We start from the raw sequence: 15,682 nt of genomic DNA on the forward strand, positions 1-15,682 counted from the left end.
ATAATTCACACCTGGAAGTTTTAAAACAAATTTACAAAATATTTTTATAATTGTTAATTATTGTTTGATATTTTTATAAAATAATTTTCTATGCGTTTTTATTATAAATTGATTGCTAACTATTAATTAACCTGTTGCTCTGTTAAAAAAGCGATAAATAATGAAAAATATGTTGTGTATATCAATGTAATTCAGCAACTTAGCGTTAATATCTTAAATAATACTCTACTTTTGAAACTGTCTGTCCATAACATTTGCATCTCGACAATAAAATGTCTCCCAAAATTATCCACACACCGAACATCGACTATGGAGTTTTTGATAATGGGAATATCCGGTACCAATTCCGCAGGTAGATACTCGATAGATACGACACGCTGATCATCACTCAATGGCAAAAGAGCATTGAGAAAACTGGTCAGTATATAGGCATGGTTACCAAATACTTTCTTAAATACCAAATCATTTTTTGGGTCTAAATACCTCATATCCAATATTGCGCCCTTAAATTTTTTACAAAATCAACAAATTCATAGACTAAATTATCAGTATTTTCATGACCACCTCGCCTTTCAATGAAAATTGCCCCACTATTATCTACTCTTCTTACTTTTTATCCGGCCATCTGCCCGGAGTATATGGTGCTTTGTTTCTATTGAGTTCTGCTTCTATTTTTTCTGTTTTAGAGTGTAATTCCTTAATTTCAGGATATAACTCATTGTATTGTTTTTCTGCGATAGAAAAAGCATCTTTAAATGTCTGAGGCACGTCTGATGTACTATTCCAGATGCTGTAAACTACTCCATAAACCCTGTCACTGATCGCAGGCTTTGTTTCAAATTCTCTTCTGGCTCTGGTGTCATCACCATACATTTTGAGCTTTACAGGTATGATGTCCTTTTTGACAGCATTGATTTTTTGCAACATATCTGTCAATGGAGCGGGCATATCATGAATGGCGGTTTCAGCATTTTTCAACCTTGTTTCGATGTCACCTAGCAAGTTGCTTGTTGCACTGAGTTGTTTGACCATATCGCTGACTTTTGAATAAAATGCAACATTTTCTCCCATTTTTTTGGCAGGAAGGCTGGATTGATTCAGCAAGGTAGCTTTAAAAGACGTCGGTCCGGCCATTTTTGTCAGGACACCATCATGATATTTTGAAAGTGTGACCTGATATTCACCAGGCATGACGAGGTGCCCTTGAGGAGCTGCGCCAAATAACTGATCCGGCGCTGGTGTGTACCTTTGTGTGACAGGATTTGCTGGCGCGTATCGCATATCCCATGTAAATCGCTGCAAGCCTTTACCTGCTGATCTTTTGATGTGCCTGACTACATTTCCTGAAGCATCTGATATCGTAAACAACAAATAAGGATCTTCCTGAGTGTCCTCCAGTCTTAGGCTATCTATAGTAGGATAGTACACTTTTTCCTTTTTCTCATACGCTGCTTTTTCCCGTTCCTTTCTGATATCTTTCAGCTTTTTGGTCTCTTCATTTACATAATAAGTAATAACAGCTCCCATTTCAGGATTTGGAGTATTAAAATAATTGCTTCCCAGATGCCCTTTGTCTCTAAGGCCTAACGGAAACCTTGGTATGTACATAAGTGCATCTTTTACGGGAGCAATAATAGCTTCTTTTGCCAAGTCATCTTTTTTGATATGTCTGAGTGGTGAGTAATCATCCAGCACATAAAAGCCTCTGCCAAATGTAGCCAATACCAGATCATTTTCTCTCCTTTGAATCTCAATATCTCTTACCGCAATAGTCGGAAGACCACTACCTAATTTCAACCAATTAGCACCACCGGAGGAGCTGAAAAAACACCCAAACTCCGTACCCACAAAGAGCAAATCCTTGTCCACATGGTCTTCTGCTATTGAGTAAACACTTCCTCGAACTGGCAGATCCGAAGCTATATTCGTCCAGGTTTTTCCACCGTCCATGGTTTTAAGCACATATGGTTTAAAATCTCCGTAACGATGATGATTAAAACATACATAGGCTGTATTTTTATCATGAAGAGATGCAATAATCTGATGCACATAACTCATGGATGGTAAGCCTGATAAGTTGTCAAACTTTGTCCAGTTTTTACCACCGTCAGCAGTGTGATGAATCAATCCGTCGTCGGTGCCTACCCAAAGTACATTTTCATCCAGCTTCGATTCAGCTATACTTGTGGTCTGGCCGAAGATATCCGTACTTCCGTTTTTGGCGATGGCATCTACAGACCATATCTTGCCCATGACTTCGATTTTGTTTCTGTCTATCTGTCTGCTCAGATCAGGACTGATCACTTTCCAGCTATTGCCCTGATCATCGGTCCGGAAAACCTTATTTGCCCCAAAATACAATCTTTTGTTGTCAAACTGACTGATGAACAACGGCGCATCCCAGTTCCATCTGTATGCTTCATCTTTTTCTCCTTCTATTGGCTTTATGGGCAAGTATTCTCCACTTTTTCTGTCATATCTGACCAAACCACCGTACTGACTTTGAGCATAGATGATATTCGGATTGCTTTGATCTTCCTGTGTCTCAAACCCATCACCCAGAGATGTCACGTACCAGTCGGCATTGACGATACCATTGGCAGATGTAGTGCGGCTTGGTCCTCCAAGGCTCAGATTGTCCTGTGTTCCTCCGTGCACTGAATAAAAAGGATATTCATTATCCGTTGCCACTTTATAAAATTGGGTTACAGGAAGATTGGATTTGAAGTCATAGGATTTGGCGTGGTCATAAGTTTCATAAATTCCTCCGTCACAACCTACCAGCAAGTGATTCGGGTCTTTGGGGTCGATCCATATTTCATGATTATCGATGTGTTTGTTGATTTCTCCGAGATTAGATACCGTTTTTCCACCATCATAAGAAACTTTATAGTATGTATCCGTAATGAAGATTTTATCAGCATCATGCGGGTCACAAGTGACTTCCTGATAGTAATTACCTGATGTAAATGTGCCGCTTCTTTTTTCCCAGCTTGCTCCTTTATTGGTAGTACGGTATATCCCACCTTTACTATCATTGGCTTCTACTACAGCATATAGCATATCAGGATTGACAGGACTGATATCAAGCCCTATTCTCCCTATATCTCCTCCCGGCAGACCACCTTCGACCTTGGCCCAAGTGGCGCCTGCATCTGTGGATTTGTATATGGCTGATTCTGGTCCGCCTCCTATGTATGTAAACACCTTTCTCATTCTTTGGTGAAATGCAGCATACAACACTTTATTGTCTCTTGGATCCATGACAAGATCGTTGCATCCTGTGTATGCACTTACTGATTTGACGCAAGTCCATGTAGCGCCTCCATCTGTGGTCTTATACACACCTCTTTCGCCTCCTTCACTCCACACAGGCCCATAGGCCCCGACATAAACAACATTGGGATCTTTGGGATCGACTATGATCTGGGAAATGTGCTCAGAATTTTTTAAACCCATATTTTTCCAGCTTTTACCTGCGTCCATAGATTTGTACACCCCATCTCCATAACTCACTGAGCGCTGATTATTGTTTTCACCTGATCCTACCCAAACGGTACTGCTGTTATTGGGGTCAAGGGACACACACCCGATCGAATACGAACCCTCTCCATCAAAAATAGGGTGATAAGTGATACCTCGGTTGGTCGTTTTCCAGACACCTCCGGAAGAAGTTGCCACATAATATTCACTATGATTTTTGGGATTTACTGCAAAATCTGATACACGTCCTGATGTCACAGCTGGGCCTATAGACCTGAATCGGAGGTTGGCAAATAAAGATGTATTGTAAGGATTGTCCTTTTTTTCAATCTTTTCAGATTTATCACTTTTTTCAGTTTTTTCCTGAGTTTTTGATTTTTGACTATTTAATGGTGCAGTAAACGTTACCATTAAAGCAATGGCGACAAATGGAATGAATCTTCTTGACATTTTAAAAAATGGATTTAATGATGTGGAAATAAATAAATACTCAAATAAAAGGTCGAATTTAGCTATATGTTCATTCTATCTCAGATTTAAGAACAAATATCTTTATTTTTGACACATTTTATTAAAATTTCCTCTTCAAATGCAACCCAAAATAAATTTTACTGTCCTTCTCAATAGATAAAAGATGTATCAAAACAATAAACCCTTATCCAACAATAATTAAAAAACCAAGTGGTCATTCTGGCAGAAGATAAAATAGTAATAGATGGCTGTATAGCCGGAAAACGGGATGCACAATACCGATTATATAAAACATACAGTAAAGCGATGTTCAACATCTGTGTGCGTATGATCAATGATGTTAATGAGGCTGAGGATATTTTACAAAACGCATTTGTGGATATTTTTACAAAATTAAAGATGTTCAGATATGAATCTACACCAGGTGCCTGGATAAAGAGAATCGTCGTCAATCACTGTATCAATCATATCCGATCTAAAAAACAACTTCTTCTGTTGTCAGAACAGCTACCTGACATTACCGATGACTCCAACGAAGAAAGTGTCGAATACGATGTTTCTCTCATAAAAAATGCCATCGGTCAGCTACCTGACGGATACAGGTCCGTGTTTTGTCTGTATGCAATGGAAGGATATGACCATAGTGAGATTGCAGAAATTCTGGACATTAATGAATCTACCTCAAAATCTCAATACAGCAGAGCAAGGGGTAAAATATATGAAATATTAAAATCAAATGGAAGTATTGAAAAAATTTTCCAGTAATAAAGTAAAGTAAAAATGAATCAACTAGAAAAATATATCAAAGAGCATAAAACAGAATTTGATGACCACACTCCTGACAGAAGTATTTGGCTGAGTATTGAGAGTGAGATGAGTCGAAGTGAAAAACATAAAATCATAACCATAAAGCCATGGATGGCGGCAGCTGTTGCTGTTTTTGTGATGTGTTGTGGAGTACTGATAGGTTTGAATATCAAAAAAGTCATACCCAACTGGATTACGCCAGAAATTCAGATTTTCAACAACTGAAAGATACTGAAACTTATTACCAGACTCAGGTCAATCTTAAGTTGAATGAAATCAAAGATCCTGAATCTAAAACAAATGTCGTCAACGACCTGAAACAACTCGATGAAATATACGCTCAACTAAAAGCCGAAATCATCAGGTCTGGTTATGCCAATAGTGATATCATTATTCAGGCCATGATAAAAAATCAAAAAACAAAAACCGAAATTCTGGAAAATATTTTAAACAAACAAAACCAAATAAAAAATGAAGACCTCACACTTTAAGTCATGGATGCTATCTCTTGTTTTTTTATCCACTCAATTAGTTCCCCTCACTGGGGCTGGGCTGGATTTTGAACTCAAAAAAGCATACTCAAAAGAGTTTACCGCAGATAAAGCTACTCTATTGGAACTCAGCAATAGATATGGCAAGATAGATGTAAAAACATGGGATAAATCCGCTGTAAAAATGGACGTAACCGTTATCATCAAAGCATCATCCAAAAGCAAGGCAGAAGAAAAAATGGAACAAATTTCCATCAATCTGGCCAAAAACGGCAATAATATCACTGGTGTCACAGAAATAGGAAATAAAGAAAAGTCATGGTGGAGTGGATGGACCGATTTTGGAAATAACACCAAAATGGAAATAAATTATGAAGTTTATATGCCATCAGGAATGTCATCCATCATAGAAAACAAATATGGTAATATATATCTTCCGGATCTGAAAGGTAAGACAAGCATCAACCTTAAGTACGGGAATCTTCAGGCAAGAGATATCAGCAATGACCTGCTCATGGATATTTCTTACGGCAAAGCTACAGTGGGTATAGTCAGGAACCTCAGCGGAACACTCGCTTATTCAGACTACAGAGGCACTGCTGCTGCTGTAGTGATTTTGACCACAAAATATAGCAAAGTCAACCTGGATAATGCATCCACACTGACGGCAAGCAGCAAATATGATGGATACAAACTGGGCAGTATAGGCACCATCACACTCACAGGGGCTTACGATGATGTACAGATACAGTCAGTCAACACTGCCACCATCAATACCAAATATACTGGTGTGGATATCTCATCTCTAAGCACTACTATGACCGCAGATATCAGTTATGGAAGTCTCAAAATAGAAAACCTCAAAACAACAGTAAAAAGTATTACTGTAAATACCAGTTATGCACCTGTCAAAATTTATGGTACAGTTCCTGCAAAAATTGACATCAGCGGCAAGTATTTTGATGCAGACCTTGGAAGTGATTTTATTTCAAGACACAATGTAAAAGATGGCTCCACCAGAGAAATCAAAGGATTTAAAATCAGTGAAAAAGCGTCAGCAGATATTAAAATAAAATCCAGTTATGGTGATGTGATCATCCGGTAGAAATCATTGTAAGCAGAAAAAAAGGGGCTTAATTGCCCCTTTTTTACTTAACAAATTTTTAATAATATAATTGAATATAAAATCTGTATTTTATCTTTTCAATATGTACCTAGCTGTAAGTGCACCATAACCGCCTCTGAATCTATTGTAAGAACCTGTGTAATCCCAGGAATCTAATAGTACAAAAGTTGGTGCCCAGTCAACACTTACATTAAGAGGAATGTTGTCAAATGTATAATCAAGACCTAAAACACCTGAAACACCAACTTCATAATAATTATCTAAACCAGCAACACCATAATCCCAAGTGGTGAAAGAACCACCAAAGCCCCAATACCATGTAAGTCTTTCAACAGAAGTTATAGGTTTGTGCTTTAAGTAATAAGCCCCGGCTGCAATACCGCCCCATCTGATACCTCCAAAAATGTCTAATAACCAATCAAACCATAACCGAGCTTTGCTCCAATCGCAGATTTGTAATCCTGAGCCTGAACAGTAGAAGCCATCATAAAAAAGGCAACAAATGCCGTAAAAATTCCTTTTTTCATTTTCTTTTAATTTTTTGGTTAATAAATGACAAATTTAAAATGATTTTCTAAAAATATATTATGATTTATACTAAAATGTATCGTGCGACCAGTAATTAGTGGTTTTTACCTACTAAATGGTGAAATTCTTATATAAAAAATGTAAAAAAAGAATCATCTCATTATCTTAAACTACCTTTTCTTCTTTTTTGTTTTGCCAGAAGATGCATTACTACTACCATTATTACTTCCAAAAGCAAACTTACCGCCTATACCTACCGATACCAGCCCTATATTGTCAACTCCTGTAGCACCGACCTGATAATATCCTATATCCAGGCCAAACTTATGCCGCGATCCAAAGAGAAATCCAAAATTTCCACCAAGATAGTTCCAACCTTCCGTACCACCTATTGTCGTGAACTGATATATAAATCTTGGACTTGCATAGATTGAAAATTTTTCTGTAGGGTGGAAACTGGTATATAAAGGTAACTGCACATTCCAAAGTCCAGTGATCAATCCGAAAGTACCTGCTTCTGCCCCAAGGCCCAATGCGAATTCAGACGACCTGTCACCAATCAACTGATATTTTGCGCCAACCCCTAAGTTGAGATTGGTGTTCATGCGCAAGGTTACATCCAGTTTCTCAGTAGCACCATACTTGCCTGCAAGTTCGATATTCGGGAAAGCGAATCTCGGAATTTCCTCAATTTCATCCAACTCTTCAAGATCAGAAAATGTCGGTGATTGCGAAAAATTGAGTGAAATCATGGCTTCCCCATTGCCTTCGCCTACCGATCTGCCGTCCTGATATCCGGTGAGTGAAGCACAGCTTGAAAAATAAAGTACAGCAAAAATAATATTACTTAGATATAAAATTGATGTTTTCATGTTGGTTGGAATTTTATAAATAATTCAATCAAAGGTAAAAAAAAATAAACGGAATCAAAATTTATCTAAATAATATTATAATTATCAATGATTTTTTTTAGAAAAAAGTAAAAAGATAATTCTGAGTAATTAATTTTACACTTTTATAACATTATGATTAAAGGATATTTATATATTTTTATTGATATAATATTGGTATTGTTATTTTCAGTATTTATCATTAAGGTATCATATACTCAGCCGGTCTTCGAAAACAAAACAAGGCTCTACAAAAAATCACTTCCCAGCAGAAGCGTAATACCCGGAGGTATCCTTGACCTTGATGGCGATCTTGTGGATGATATAGCCATTTTAGATCGTGGTATCTGGTTAAAATCATTCATCAGTAGTGGCCGGCATTTTGGTATCAAGTTGACTGATTCCTTAAGATTAGCTCAAAACAGCGAAATCACCCTTGCCGCCGGTGATCTCAATAATGATGGTACACCCGAAATCATCACAAGTGGCGAATATAGCCTGATCAATGTGAGTTCTTTTATAAATAACAAAATCACAAAAAAAGCCTTCCAATCGGGCATTTATGCTCAAGGGTCCAACACCATAGATATCAATAATGATGGATGGCTTGACTATTTCCTGACCAATGATGATGGTCCAAGTCGAATCTATCTAAATGACAAAAATGGAAACCTTATTTTGACACCGGTCATTGACTTCATGAAAGGTGACACCACAGATGGATCAGGAAATTATGGTAGTGTCTGGACAGATGTTAACGGCGATTTTCTACCAGATCTGTCCATTTCCAAATGCAGGGCTTATATTACCAGAGCTGATGATCCGCGCAGGATCAACAGATTATACATCAATAGGGGTAACGGTTTCTTTGAAGAAAAAGGAGCAGAATTTGGATTAAACAGCGGCGAACAATCATGGGTTACGGCTTTTGGAGATCTGGACAATGATGGAGATCAGGATGCCTTTGTAGTCAACCACTATGCACCTCACATACTTCTGGAAAATGTGGGTAACCAGAAATTTGTTCCGGTAACCAAGGGTCCTGCTATCTCTTCCTTTGGTTTTCAGGCTATCATGATTGATCTGGACAATGACGGTTTTCTGGATATCGTCACTGCTGGTGTAGATGGTGCCATCATCTTTCACAATCAGGGCAATATGACATTTAAAATCCTGAGAGATGTTTTAGGGCCGAATCTGCCAAGGTCACTGACTGCTGGTGATCTTAATGATGACGGTTTTCCCGATATTTATGCACATATCAATGAACCAATCAATCTGCCTGGTCTCAAAGATGACGAGCTTTGGTTGAACACACCAAACCAAAACCATTTTATAAAATTAAATCTGGAAGGTAACAAATCCAACAGATCATCTGTTGCCGCTCATATCTCTCTTTTTACACCTAAAGGAGTACAAATCAGATATGTCAAAGGTGGCGAAAGTTATGGCATATTTAACTCCTTCCAGCAAATTTTTGGTTTAGGTACTTCGGATAAGATAGATAGTGTGCGGGTCCGATGGCCATCCGGGATCACGGAGACTTTCACTCAACTAAAAGCTGGCAATACTTACTTCATTCAGGAGGGGAAATGCATCACTCCACATCTTCCTGTCTATAATGATGAGATAATATGGAAAGGAAACGCTGTTTCTTTGGTCGCGCCGACAGGCTATACTTCCTACTTATGGAATAACGGGAGCACCACTTCCAGAATTGAAACCAACATTCCTGCAAAGTATTTTGTCAAAATGACAGATTCTAAAGGATGTACCACCATTTCTAAGCCTATAAATGTAATATCAGGATGCTTCTCACCAGGTACCAAACTGATCAATGATGTACGTGAAGTAAAAATTTGTAAAGGAACATCAGTAGAAATCGCATCTGTAAAAGCTGACAAATACCAATGGAGCAATGGAAGTACTGATCAAAGTATGCTGATCAATAAATACCAGACATTGACACTTGCATCCACGGATTATTGCAATACAACTTTAACTGATACCATCAACATAAAAATGGTTGAATTTGATTGGTCTCTCAAAGGCGACTCTATCAAAAAGGGAAGTACAGCAACTTTAAAATCCAATTTGCCGATGACCCAATGGTTTGAATATCCTGATTTAATAAATCCTGTATTTACCGGTCCCTTATATAAGACTATACCTCTGGATTCTACCACCAAATATTTTGCTCAGGCTAGTGAAGTCATCGATCTCAAAACCAAAAAAGTGGGAGCTTCCGCCTTTCCTGTTGCAGATTTGTATGGCGCCAATACTCTTGCTGGTGGCTTAGTCTTTAACGTCGAAAGGTCTTGCATTATCAAATCAGTACTTGTCAATTCTGATACCAAAGGAAAACGAAGAATCATTATTGCGCATAAAGATGGAAATATACTGTTTTCAAAAGATATACTGATTGATGTCGGTACTTCCAGAATTCAGCTTGATGCAACTTTACAACCAGGCATCCAATATAAAATGTACACCGATGAAGACTTCAACATGAAGGAGCTAGGATACAAATCTCCCAGATTGGTACGAACATTTAACAATACCCAATACCCATATCTTATTGATAATGTACTCACAATTAATGCTTCCACTTTTGGTGCTATTTATTACTACTATTTCTATGACTGGGAAGTGCATTATGATCATGTGGTATGTCAAAGTGAATTAAAAGAAGTCATCGCTTATGTCGATAAATCTACTTCCACAAGTGAAGATTCAGATAGAAAATCCACATTTAAAATATCGCCTTCTCCTGCGTTTGATAATATCACCATCATTTTTCCTGAAAAAAGCAAAATAGAGAAAATCAATATTCAGGATATAAGCGGAAAAATCATCAAATCTTATCCGTTAAAAGAGTCTTCCATAGATATTAGTAATTTTGCACCTGGCATTTACTTCATCAGTGCATATTCGGATAACAGGGTGATTACTCAAAAATTTGTAAAAATATAATATCCCTCATCGCCTTTTTGATTTAAAAAAAGTTGTCATGAGGGCTTCACACTCTTCATGCCTGATACCATATTCCAGTTTTGTAGTCGGATGTAATAATTCTTTTCCGTAGCGCATAAACCCTCTCTTTTCATCGCTTGCACCATACACAATTCTATCGATCTGAGACCAAAACAAGGCTCCTGAACACATGATACAAGGCTCAAGTGTCACAAATAATGTACAGTCTTTCAGATATTTACTGCCTAAATAAGCTGATGCCGTAGTGATTGCCAAAATTTCTGCGTGAGCAGTGACATCATTCAGCAGTTGAGTTTGATTGTGTGCTCTGGCTATGATTTGATTGTGAGAAACTATTACTGCTCCTACCGGCACCTCGCCTGTATCACGAGCTTTCTCAGCCTCTTTAATGGCCTGAAGCATATAGTATTCATCTGTGTAAACAGTCAACATGTTTTCTTTCAGTTTTGCACGCAAAAGAAATATATTTTAAATTGAAAAGATAGAGAAAACAGAAAAATATAATATTTGGAGTAAATATTCAGGCAAAGTTTTTGTCCTCAAACGATATCTTTCTACTTTTGCGCATGGAATACTTAAATACAATTCACCAGATTGAAGAAGCACTGACATTTGATGATGTGCTGCTCATACCCTCCTACTCAGAAGTTCTTCCCAGAGAAGTAGACATCTCTACCCAATTTACCACAGATCTCAGGATCAAAGCACCCATAGTCTCGGCAGCGATGGATACAGTGACAGAGTATAAACTGGCTATTGCTATGGCAAGAGAGGGCGGACTTGGCATCATTCATAAAAATATGACTATAGAAGCTCAGGCCAACCAAGTTAGGTCTGTCAAAAGATCTGAAAGCGGTATGATCCTCGATCCTGTAACGCTCACACAAGATGCCAAAGTAAAGGACGCTCATCACCTCATGTTTATCAATAAAATCGGTGGAATCCCAGTAATCGATAATCAAAATAAACTCATAGGGATACTGACTAACAGAGACCTTAGATTTGAAACAGAAGCCGATCGTAGTGTCACAGAAATCATGACCAAGGATCGTTTGATCACCGCACCAAAAGGAACTACACTCGGACAAGCAAAGGAAATACTTCAAAAATATAAAATAGAAAAACTACCGGTCGTTGATGAAAACAATACTCTCATAGGCCTGATCACTTACAAAGACATCATGAAACTTGAAAATTTTCCAAATTCTGCCAAAGACACACACGGAAGATTGTATGTAGGTGCTGCTGTAGGTGTTTCAAAAGATCTTTTCGAACGTGTAGATGCTTTAGTACATGTAGGGGTGGATGTGATCTGTATTGATACAGCTCACGGACATTCAAAGGGAGTATTGGATGCTATAGCATCAGTAAGAAAAAAACATAAAAATCTACAAATTGTAGGTGGTAATGTAGCTACTGCAGAAGGTGCAAAAGCTTTGGTTGATGCCGGCGTCAATGGTGTGAAGGTAGGTGTTGGTCCTGGTAGTATATGTACGACAAGGATTGTTGCAGGTGTTGGAGTTCCCCAGCTGTTTGCTATAATGAATGCAGCAAAAGGGCTGGTAGGTACAGGCATACCTATCATCGGTGATGGAGGTATAAGATATACTGGAGATATTGCTAAAGCACTGGCTGCTGGGGCCAGCACCATCATGGCAGGATCCCTTTTTGCAGGAACTGAAGAAGCACCCGGAGAAACCATTTTGTTTGAAGGAAGAAAATTTAAAGTATATCGTGGTATGGGATCCATAGGTGCCATGGAGCTCGGTAGTAAAGACAGGTACTTTCAGGATGTAGAAGATGATGTAAAAAAATTGGTGCCTGAAGGCATAGAAGGCAGAGTTCCCTTCAAAGGATCTGTTTCAGAAGTTATGGTCCAATACCTCGGAGGGCTACGTGCAGGCATGGGTTATTGTGGAGCACCCAATATCGCTTCAATGCAGAAAGCTAAGATGGTCAGAATTTCCGGTTCAGGTATTTTGGAAAGTCATCCGCATAACATTACAATCACCAAAGAATCACCGAATTATAGCAAAAAAGGCTAATGCTCCCACTCGGGTATTAAAAAAAATATTTTTTTTTTTACAAAACATTAAACCTTTAAGTAATCTATTGAATACTGGATTACAAAAATTTAATGAAAATATTAAAAAAATACGAATATTAAGAAACTAAATATGTTGGTTTTTCGTTTACTGTAGAGTTGCAAGTTATGATATCAGTACGTACATTTGCAGTATCCAAAGGCAGTAATTAAGTTATCTTACCCGTGGTGCTTTAATACTATCTTTGGGTTTTAAATTTGACAATAGGTAATGCAGTAATCTTGTACTGTATCAAAAATAAAAGGTGATTCACCTGTAAGAAGTAGTTTTCTTATTTTGAGACCTTAGTCGAAAGAGCCCTCGTAAGTTAGTTACCTGGGCTCTTCGCATTTTTATGGGGTTCTCTATATGGCTGTGATGACTGTGAAATAAAACAAATTTAGAGTATGTTTAAAATTTATCCTTTAGCAATAAAATGTTTTATTTTGGCTGCAAATTCGTTAAATTTTTCGTCGAATTGCCCACATTCGACTGCAAAATTTGCCTCTTTTCGCTCAAAATAACTCCATTTTATTATCCAAAAACAAAATTTAAACATACTCTTAAAGTCGCTGAAATAAAGTTCTAAAATAAATCCGCATCTACGAGTACAAAAATGTAAATAAACCTTTATTAATTTGTATTGTCAAATCAGAACTTTTATTTAACCTTTAAAAATCAAAATCATCATGAAAAATTATTTTCTGCTTCTAATTGCCTTTATTTTAAATTTTAATATCATTGCACAAAGTGAAGAAAGTGAAACAGGATTACCAGGTGACAATTTCAGTCTGGAAGGCGCTCTTGAGCTTTTCAAAAATGCTTCTTCACCTGAAGACTTTGAAAAACAACTGAATTCTGAAAAGAATCACGTCAATAACCTTGACCTCAATGGAGATGGCGACATTGATTATATCAGAGTCATCTCCAAGGTGGACAAAGAGGCGCATCTTCTCATTTTACAAGTTCCAGTCTCCGAAACTGAAAATCAGGATATTGCAGTAATAGAAATAGAAAAAACTTCCAAAGATGAAGCTATCCTTCAGATCATAGGTGATGAAGATATATTCGGTGAAGAAATCATAGTCGAACCATCCGATGGTACAGACATCGACGAAGATGATGGCGGCAAAGGACCTATGTATGAAAATGAAGATGCCTATGTAGTTGTCAATGTGTGGGGCTGGTCTACGGTAAGATATATTTATGCTCCTGCATACAGGCCTTGGATCTCACCTTGGAGATGGAGATCATATCCGACTTGGTGGAGTCCTTGGAGGCCATTCTCATGGTCAGTTTGGCACCCTTTCAGAGTTCGTCATTACAGACCTACTGTTAGGATAGTCAGTACCCACAGAGTGGTCAGAGCTCATAATGTGTACAGACCTGCAAGGGTGACATCTACTACAGTGCGGACAAGGCATGCAGGTGCCCATGCTAATTATAAAGTCAACAGAACTAAAACCAAAGTAACCGGACCCAGAGGTAATTCTGTAACAAAAAAGACCACCACCGTCAGAGGGCAAAAGGGCCAGGTCAAAGCCCAAAGAACGACTGTAAAAAAAGGTAGAAAGGGTTGATTTTACTACTCCTTACGGTCTTAATTTCTAGAAATTAAGATTACGTTAAAGTTTATAGGACTGTTTTCACTACTTTTGCACTCTTTTTAAAAAGTAACACAATCTTGTAGTAATGAAAACAGTCCTATCTGCCATACAACCAACCGGAGATATGCACCTCGGCAACTATTTTGGTGCAGTCAAAAACTGGGTAGACCTTCAGGAAAAATATAAGTGCTTTTACGGTGTTGTGGATTATCACGCCATGACGATGCCATATCAGGTCTCCAAACTTAGGACCAATACCTGGGATCTGATCACAAACCTGGTAGCAGTAGGAGTCAAACCCGAAAATCTTTTTATTCAGTCTCTTGTCCCTGAACATACAGAATTAGGTTGGATATTCAATTGTTTTTGCTCTTATGGGCAACTGACCAGAATGACACAGTTTAAGGATAAAAGTGTTCAGGTCAATGAAACCACAAAAGAAAGTTTTATCTCTGTAGGATTACTCGACTATCCTGTGCTGCAAACAGCTGACATTCTTATATATAAAGCTGACTATGTACCTGTCGGCAAAGATCAGGAACAGCACCTCGAATTGGCAAGAGACATCGCTCAGAGATTTAACACTCAGGTGGGGAAAGAATATTTTGTGCTACCGGAACCACTCTATACAGAAACCCCCAAAATAAGATCTACTGCTGATCCAACCAAAAAAATGAGTAAGTCAGCAGGAGAAAAACACTATATCAATGTATTTGCTGATGAAGCCACTATAAGAAGACAAATCAAATCGGCAGTTACAGATACAATTATTACTTTAAATCCATGGAATAACCCCAATGCAGAATTAATGAGATCAAATATTGAGAGAGAAGAACAAGAAAAAAACCGAACAAACCTTGAAGAAAATAATATGTCATTGGGTGTTCAAAATTTGTTCGAACTTATAAAAGCAAGTGGATGGAGCTCTGAGCATGATCAACTTATGAATGAATACAACTCCGGCACTTTAAAATATGTAGACCTTAAACAAACAACTGCTGATGCTTTAGTACATTTATTAATACCGTTTACTGAAAAGAAGAAAGAATTGAACGCAGATAAAAAACACCTCAAAGATCAGATCAAACAGTCATCATCTGAAGTCAGAAAAGTGGCACAGCAGACTATGAAAGAAGTTAAAGAATTAGTAGGTCTCCTCAATGTGTAATCTTCGCTCATTGCCCGAAATATAATTTTAACT

Annotated in this window: 12 protein-coding genes; 8 read left to right on the plus strand and 4 right to left on the minus strand. The window is 37.8% G+C overall.

What is annotated here, in order from left to right:
• Positions 1 to 191: 191 nt before the first annotated feature.
• On the minus strand, positions 192 to 488 hold the full coding sequence (locus tag IPK35_17720) for a PD-(D/E)XK nuclease family transposase (protein ID MBK8055053.1): 297 nt from the start codon (positions 486 to 488) through the stop codon (positions 192 to 194).
• Between the two features lie 118 nt (positions 489 to 606).
• A complete protein-coding gene (locus IPK35_17725; GenBank protein ID MBK8055054.1) occupies positions 607 to 3,933 on the minus strand; it encodes a glycosyl hydrolase in 3,327 nt (1,108 codons plus the stop codon).
• 327 nt (positions 3,934 to 4,260) lie between these two features.
• Between IPK35_17725 and IPK35_17730 the strand changes: the two genes are divergently transcribed.
• Genes IPK35_17730 through IPK35_17745 form a run of 4 tightly spaced genes read left to right on the plus strand, consistent with a single transcriptional unit; the run spans position 4,261 to position 6,357 of the window.
• Complete coding sequence (locus tag IPK35_17730) at positions 4,261 to 4,719, plus strand: RNA polymerase sigma factor (protein MBK8055055.1); 459 nt, start codon at positions 4,261 to 4,263, stop codon at positions 4,717 to 4,719.
• 15 nt (positions 4,720 to 4,734) lie between these two features.
• Positions 4,735 to 4,986 carry a hypothetical protein gene (locus IPK35_17735; GenBank protein ID MBK8055056.1) on the plus strand — a complete coding sequence of 84 codons (252 nt, stop codon included), beginning with the start codon at positions 4,735 to 4,737 and terminating at the stop codon, positions 4,984 to 4,986.
• Between the two features lie 41 nt (positions 4,987 to 5,027).
• A complete protein-coding gene (locus tag IPK35_17740) occupies positions 5,028 to 5,252 on the plus strand; it encodes a hypothetical protein (protein ID MBK8055057.1) in 225 nt (74 codons plus the stop codon).
• Positions 5,233 to 6,357, plus strand: coding sequence for a hypothetical protein (locus tag IPK35_17745; GenBank protein MBK8055058.1), 1,125 nt, complete (start codon positions 5,233 to 5,235; stop codon positions 6,355 to 6,357). Before IPK35_17740 ends, IPK35_17745 begins: the two co-directional genes overlap by 20 nt.
• Before the next feature lie 719 nt (positions 6,358 to 7,076).
• Here IPK35_17745 and IPK35_17750 read toward each other — a convergent pair.
• Positions 7,077 to 7,778, minus strand: coding sequence for a hypothetical protein (locus tag IPK35_17750; GenBank protein ID MBK8055059.1), 702 nt, complete (start codon positions 7,776 to 7,778; stop codon positions 7,077 to 7,079).
• Positions 7,779 to 7,970: 192 nt separating this feature from the next.
• Between IPK35_17750 and IPK35_17755 the strand changes: the two genes are divergently transcribed.
• Complete coding sequence (locus IPK35_17755; protein MBK8055060.1) at positions 7,971 to 10,769, plus strand: VCBS repeat-containing protein; 2,799 nt, start codon at positions 7,971 to 7,973, stop codon at positions 10,767 to 10,769.
• Positions 10,770 to 10,775: 6 nt separating this feature from the next.
• On the opposite strand, the gene IPK35_17760 is transcribed toward IPK35_17755, so the two are convergent.
• A complete protein-coding gene (locus IPK35_17760; GenBank protein ID MBK8055061.1) occupies positions 10,776 to 11,222 on the minus strand; it encodes a nucleoside deaminase in 447 nt (148 codons plus the stop codon).
• A 134-nt stretch (positions 11,223 to 11,356) separates the two neighbouring features.
• Here IPK35_17760 and guaB point away from each other — a divergent pair, with 134 nt between their 5' ends.
• The 3 genes from guaB to trpS all read left to right on the plus strand — a co-directional run bounded on the left by guaB (position 11,357) and on the right by trpS (position 15,649).
• Positions 11,357 to 12,835 carry an IMP dehydrogenase gene (guaB, locus tag IPK35_17765; GenBank protein MBK8055062.1) on the plus strand — a complete coding sequence of 493 codons (1,479 nt, stop codon included), beginning with the start codon at positions 11,357 to 11,359 and terminating at the stop codon, positions 12,833 to 12,835.
• Between the two features lie 728 nt (positions 12,836 to 13,563).
• On the plus strand, positions 13,564 to 14,454 hold the full coding sequence (locus IPK35_17770; GenBank protein ID MBK8055063.1) for a hypothetical protein: 891 nt from the start codon (positions 13,564 to 13,566) through the stop codon (positions 14,452 to 14,454).
• A 112-nt stretch (positions 14,455 to 14,566) separates the two neighbouring features.
• Positions 14,567 to 15,649, plus strand: a complete 1,083-nt coding sequence (gene trpS, locus IPK35_17775; GenBank protein ID MBK8055064.1) for a tryptophan--tRNA ligase — start codon at positions 14,567 to 14,569, stop codon at positions 15,647 to 15,649.
• The last annotated feature ends 33 nt before the right edge of the window (positions 15,650 to 15,682 follow it).

This window comes from Saprospiraceae bacterium (genome assembly GCA_016713025.1).
Classification (GTDB): Bacteria; Bacteroidota; Bacteroidia; order Chitinophagales; family Saprospiraceae; genus OLB9.

What these genes read in the sequence shown, in the direction of transcription:
- IPK35_17720 (MBK8055053.1), bottom strand. Translation starts at nt 488, where the DNA reads ATGAGGTATTTAGACCCAAAAAATGATTTGGTATTTAAGAAAGTATTT.
- IPK35_17725 (MBK8055054.1), bottom strand. Translation starts at nt 3,933, where the DNA reads ATGTCAAGAAGATTCATTCCATTTGTCGCCATTGCTTTAATGGTAACG.
- IPK35_17730 (MBK8055055.1), top strand. Translation starts at nt 4,261, where the DNA reads ATGTTCAACATCTGTGTGCGTATGATCAATGATGTTAATGAGGCTGAG.
- IPK35_17735 (MBK8055056.1), top strand. Translation starts at nt 4,735, where the DNA reads ATGAATCAACTAGAAAAATATATCAAAGAGCATAAAACAGAATTTGAT.
- IPK35_17745 (MBK8055058.1), top strand. Translation starts at nt 5,233, where the DNA reads ATGAAGACCTCACACTTTAAGTCATGGATGCTATCTCTTGTTTTTTTA.
- IPK35_17750 (MBK8055059.1), bottom strand. Translation starts at nt 7,778, where the DNA reads ATGAAAACATCAATTTTATATCTAAGTAATATTATTTTTGCTGTACTT.
- IPK35_17760 (MBK8055061.1), bottom strand. Translation starts at nt 11,222, where the DNA reads ATGTTGACTGTTTACACAGATGAATACTATATGCTTCAGGCCATTAAA.
- guaB (MBK8055062.1), top strand. Translation starts at nt 11,357, where the DNA reads ATGGAATACTTAAATACAATTCACCAGATTGAAGAAGCACTGACATTT.
- IPK35_17770 (MBK8055063.1), top strand. Translation starts at nt 13,564, where the DNA reads ATGAAAAATTATTTTCTGCTTCTAATTGCCTTTATTTTAAATTTTAAT.
- trpS (MBK8055064.1), top strand. Translation starts at nt 14,567, where the DNA reads ATGAAAACAGTCCTATCTGCCATACAACCAACCGGAGATATGCACCTC.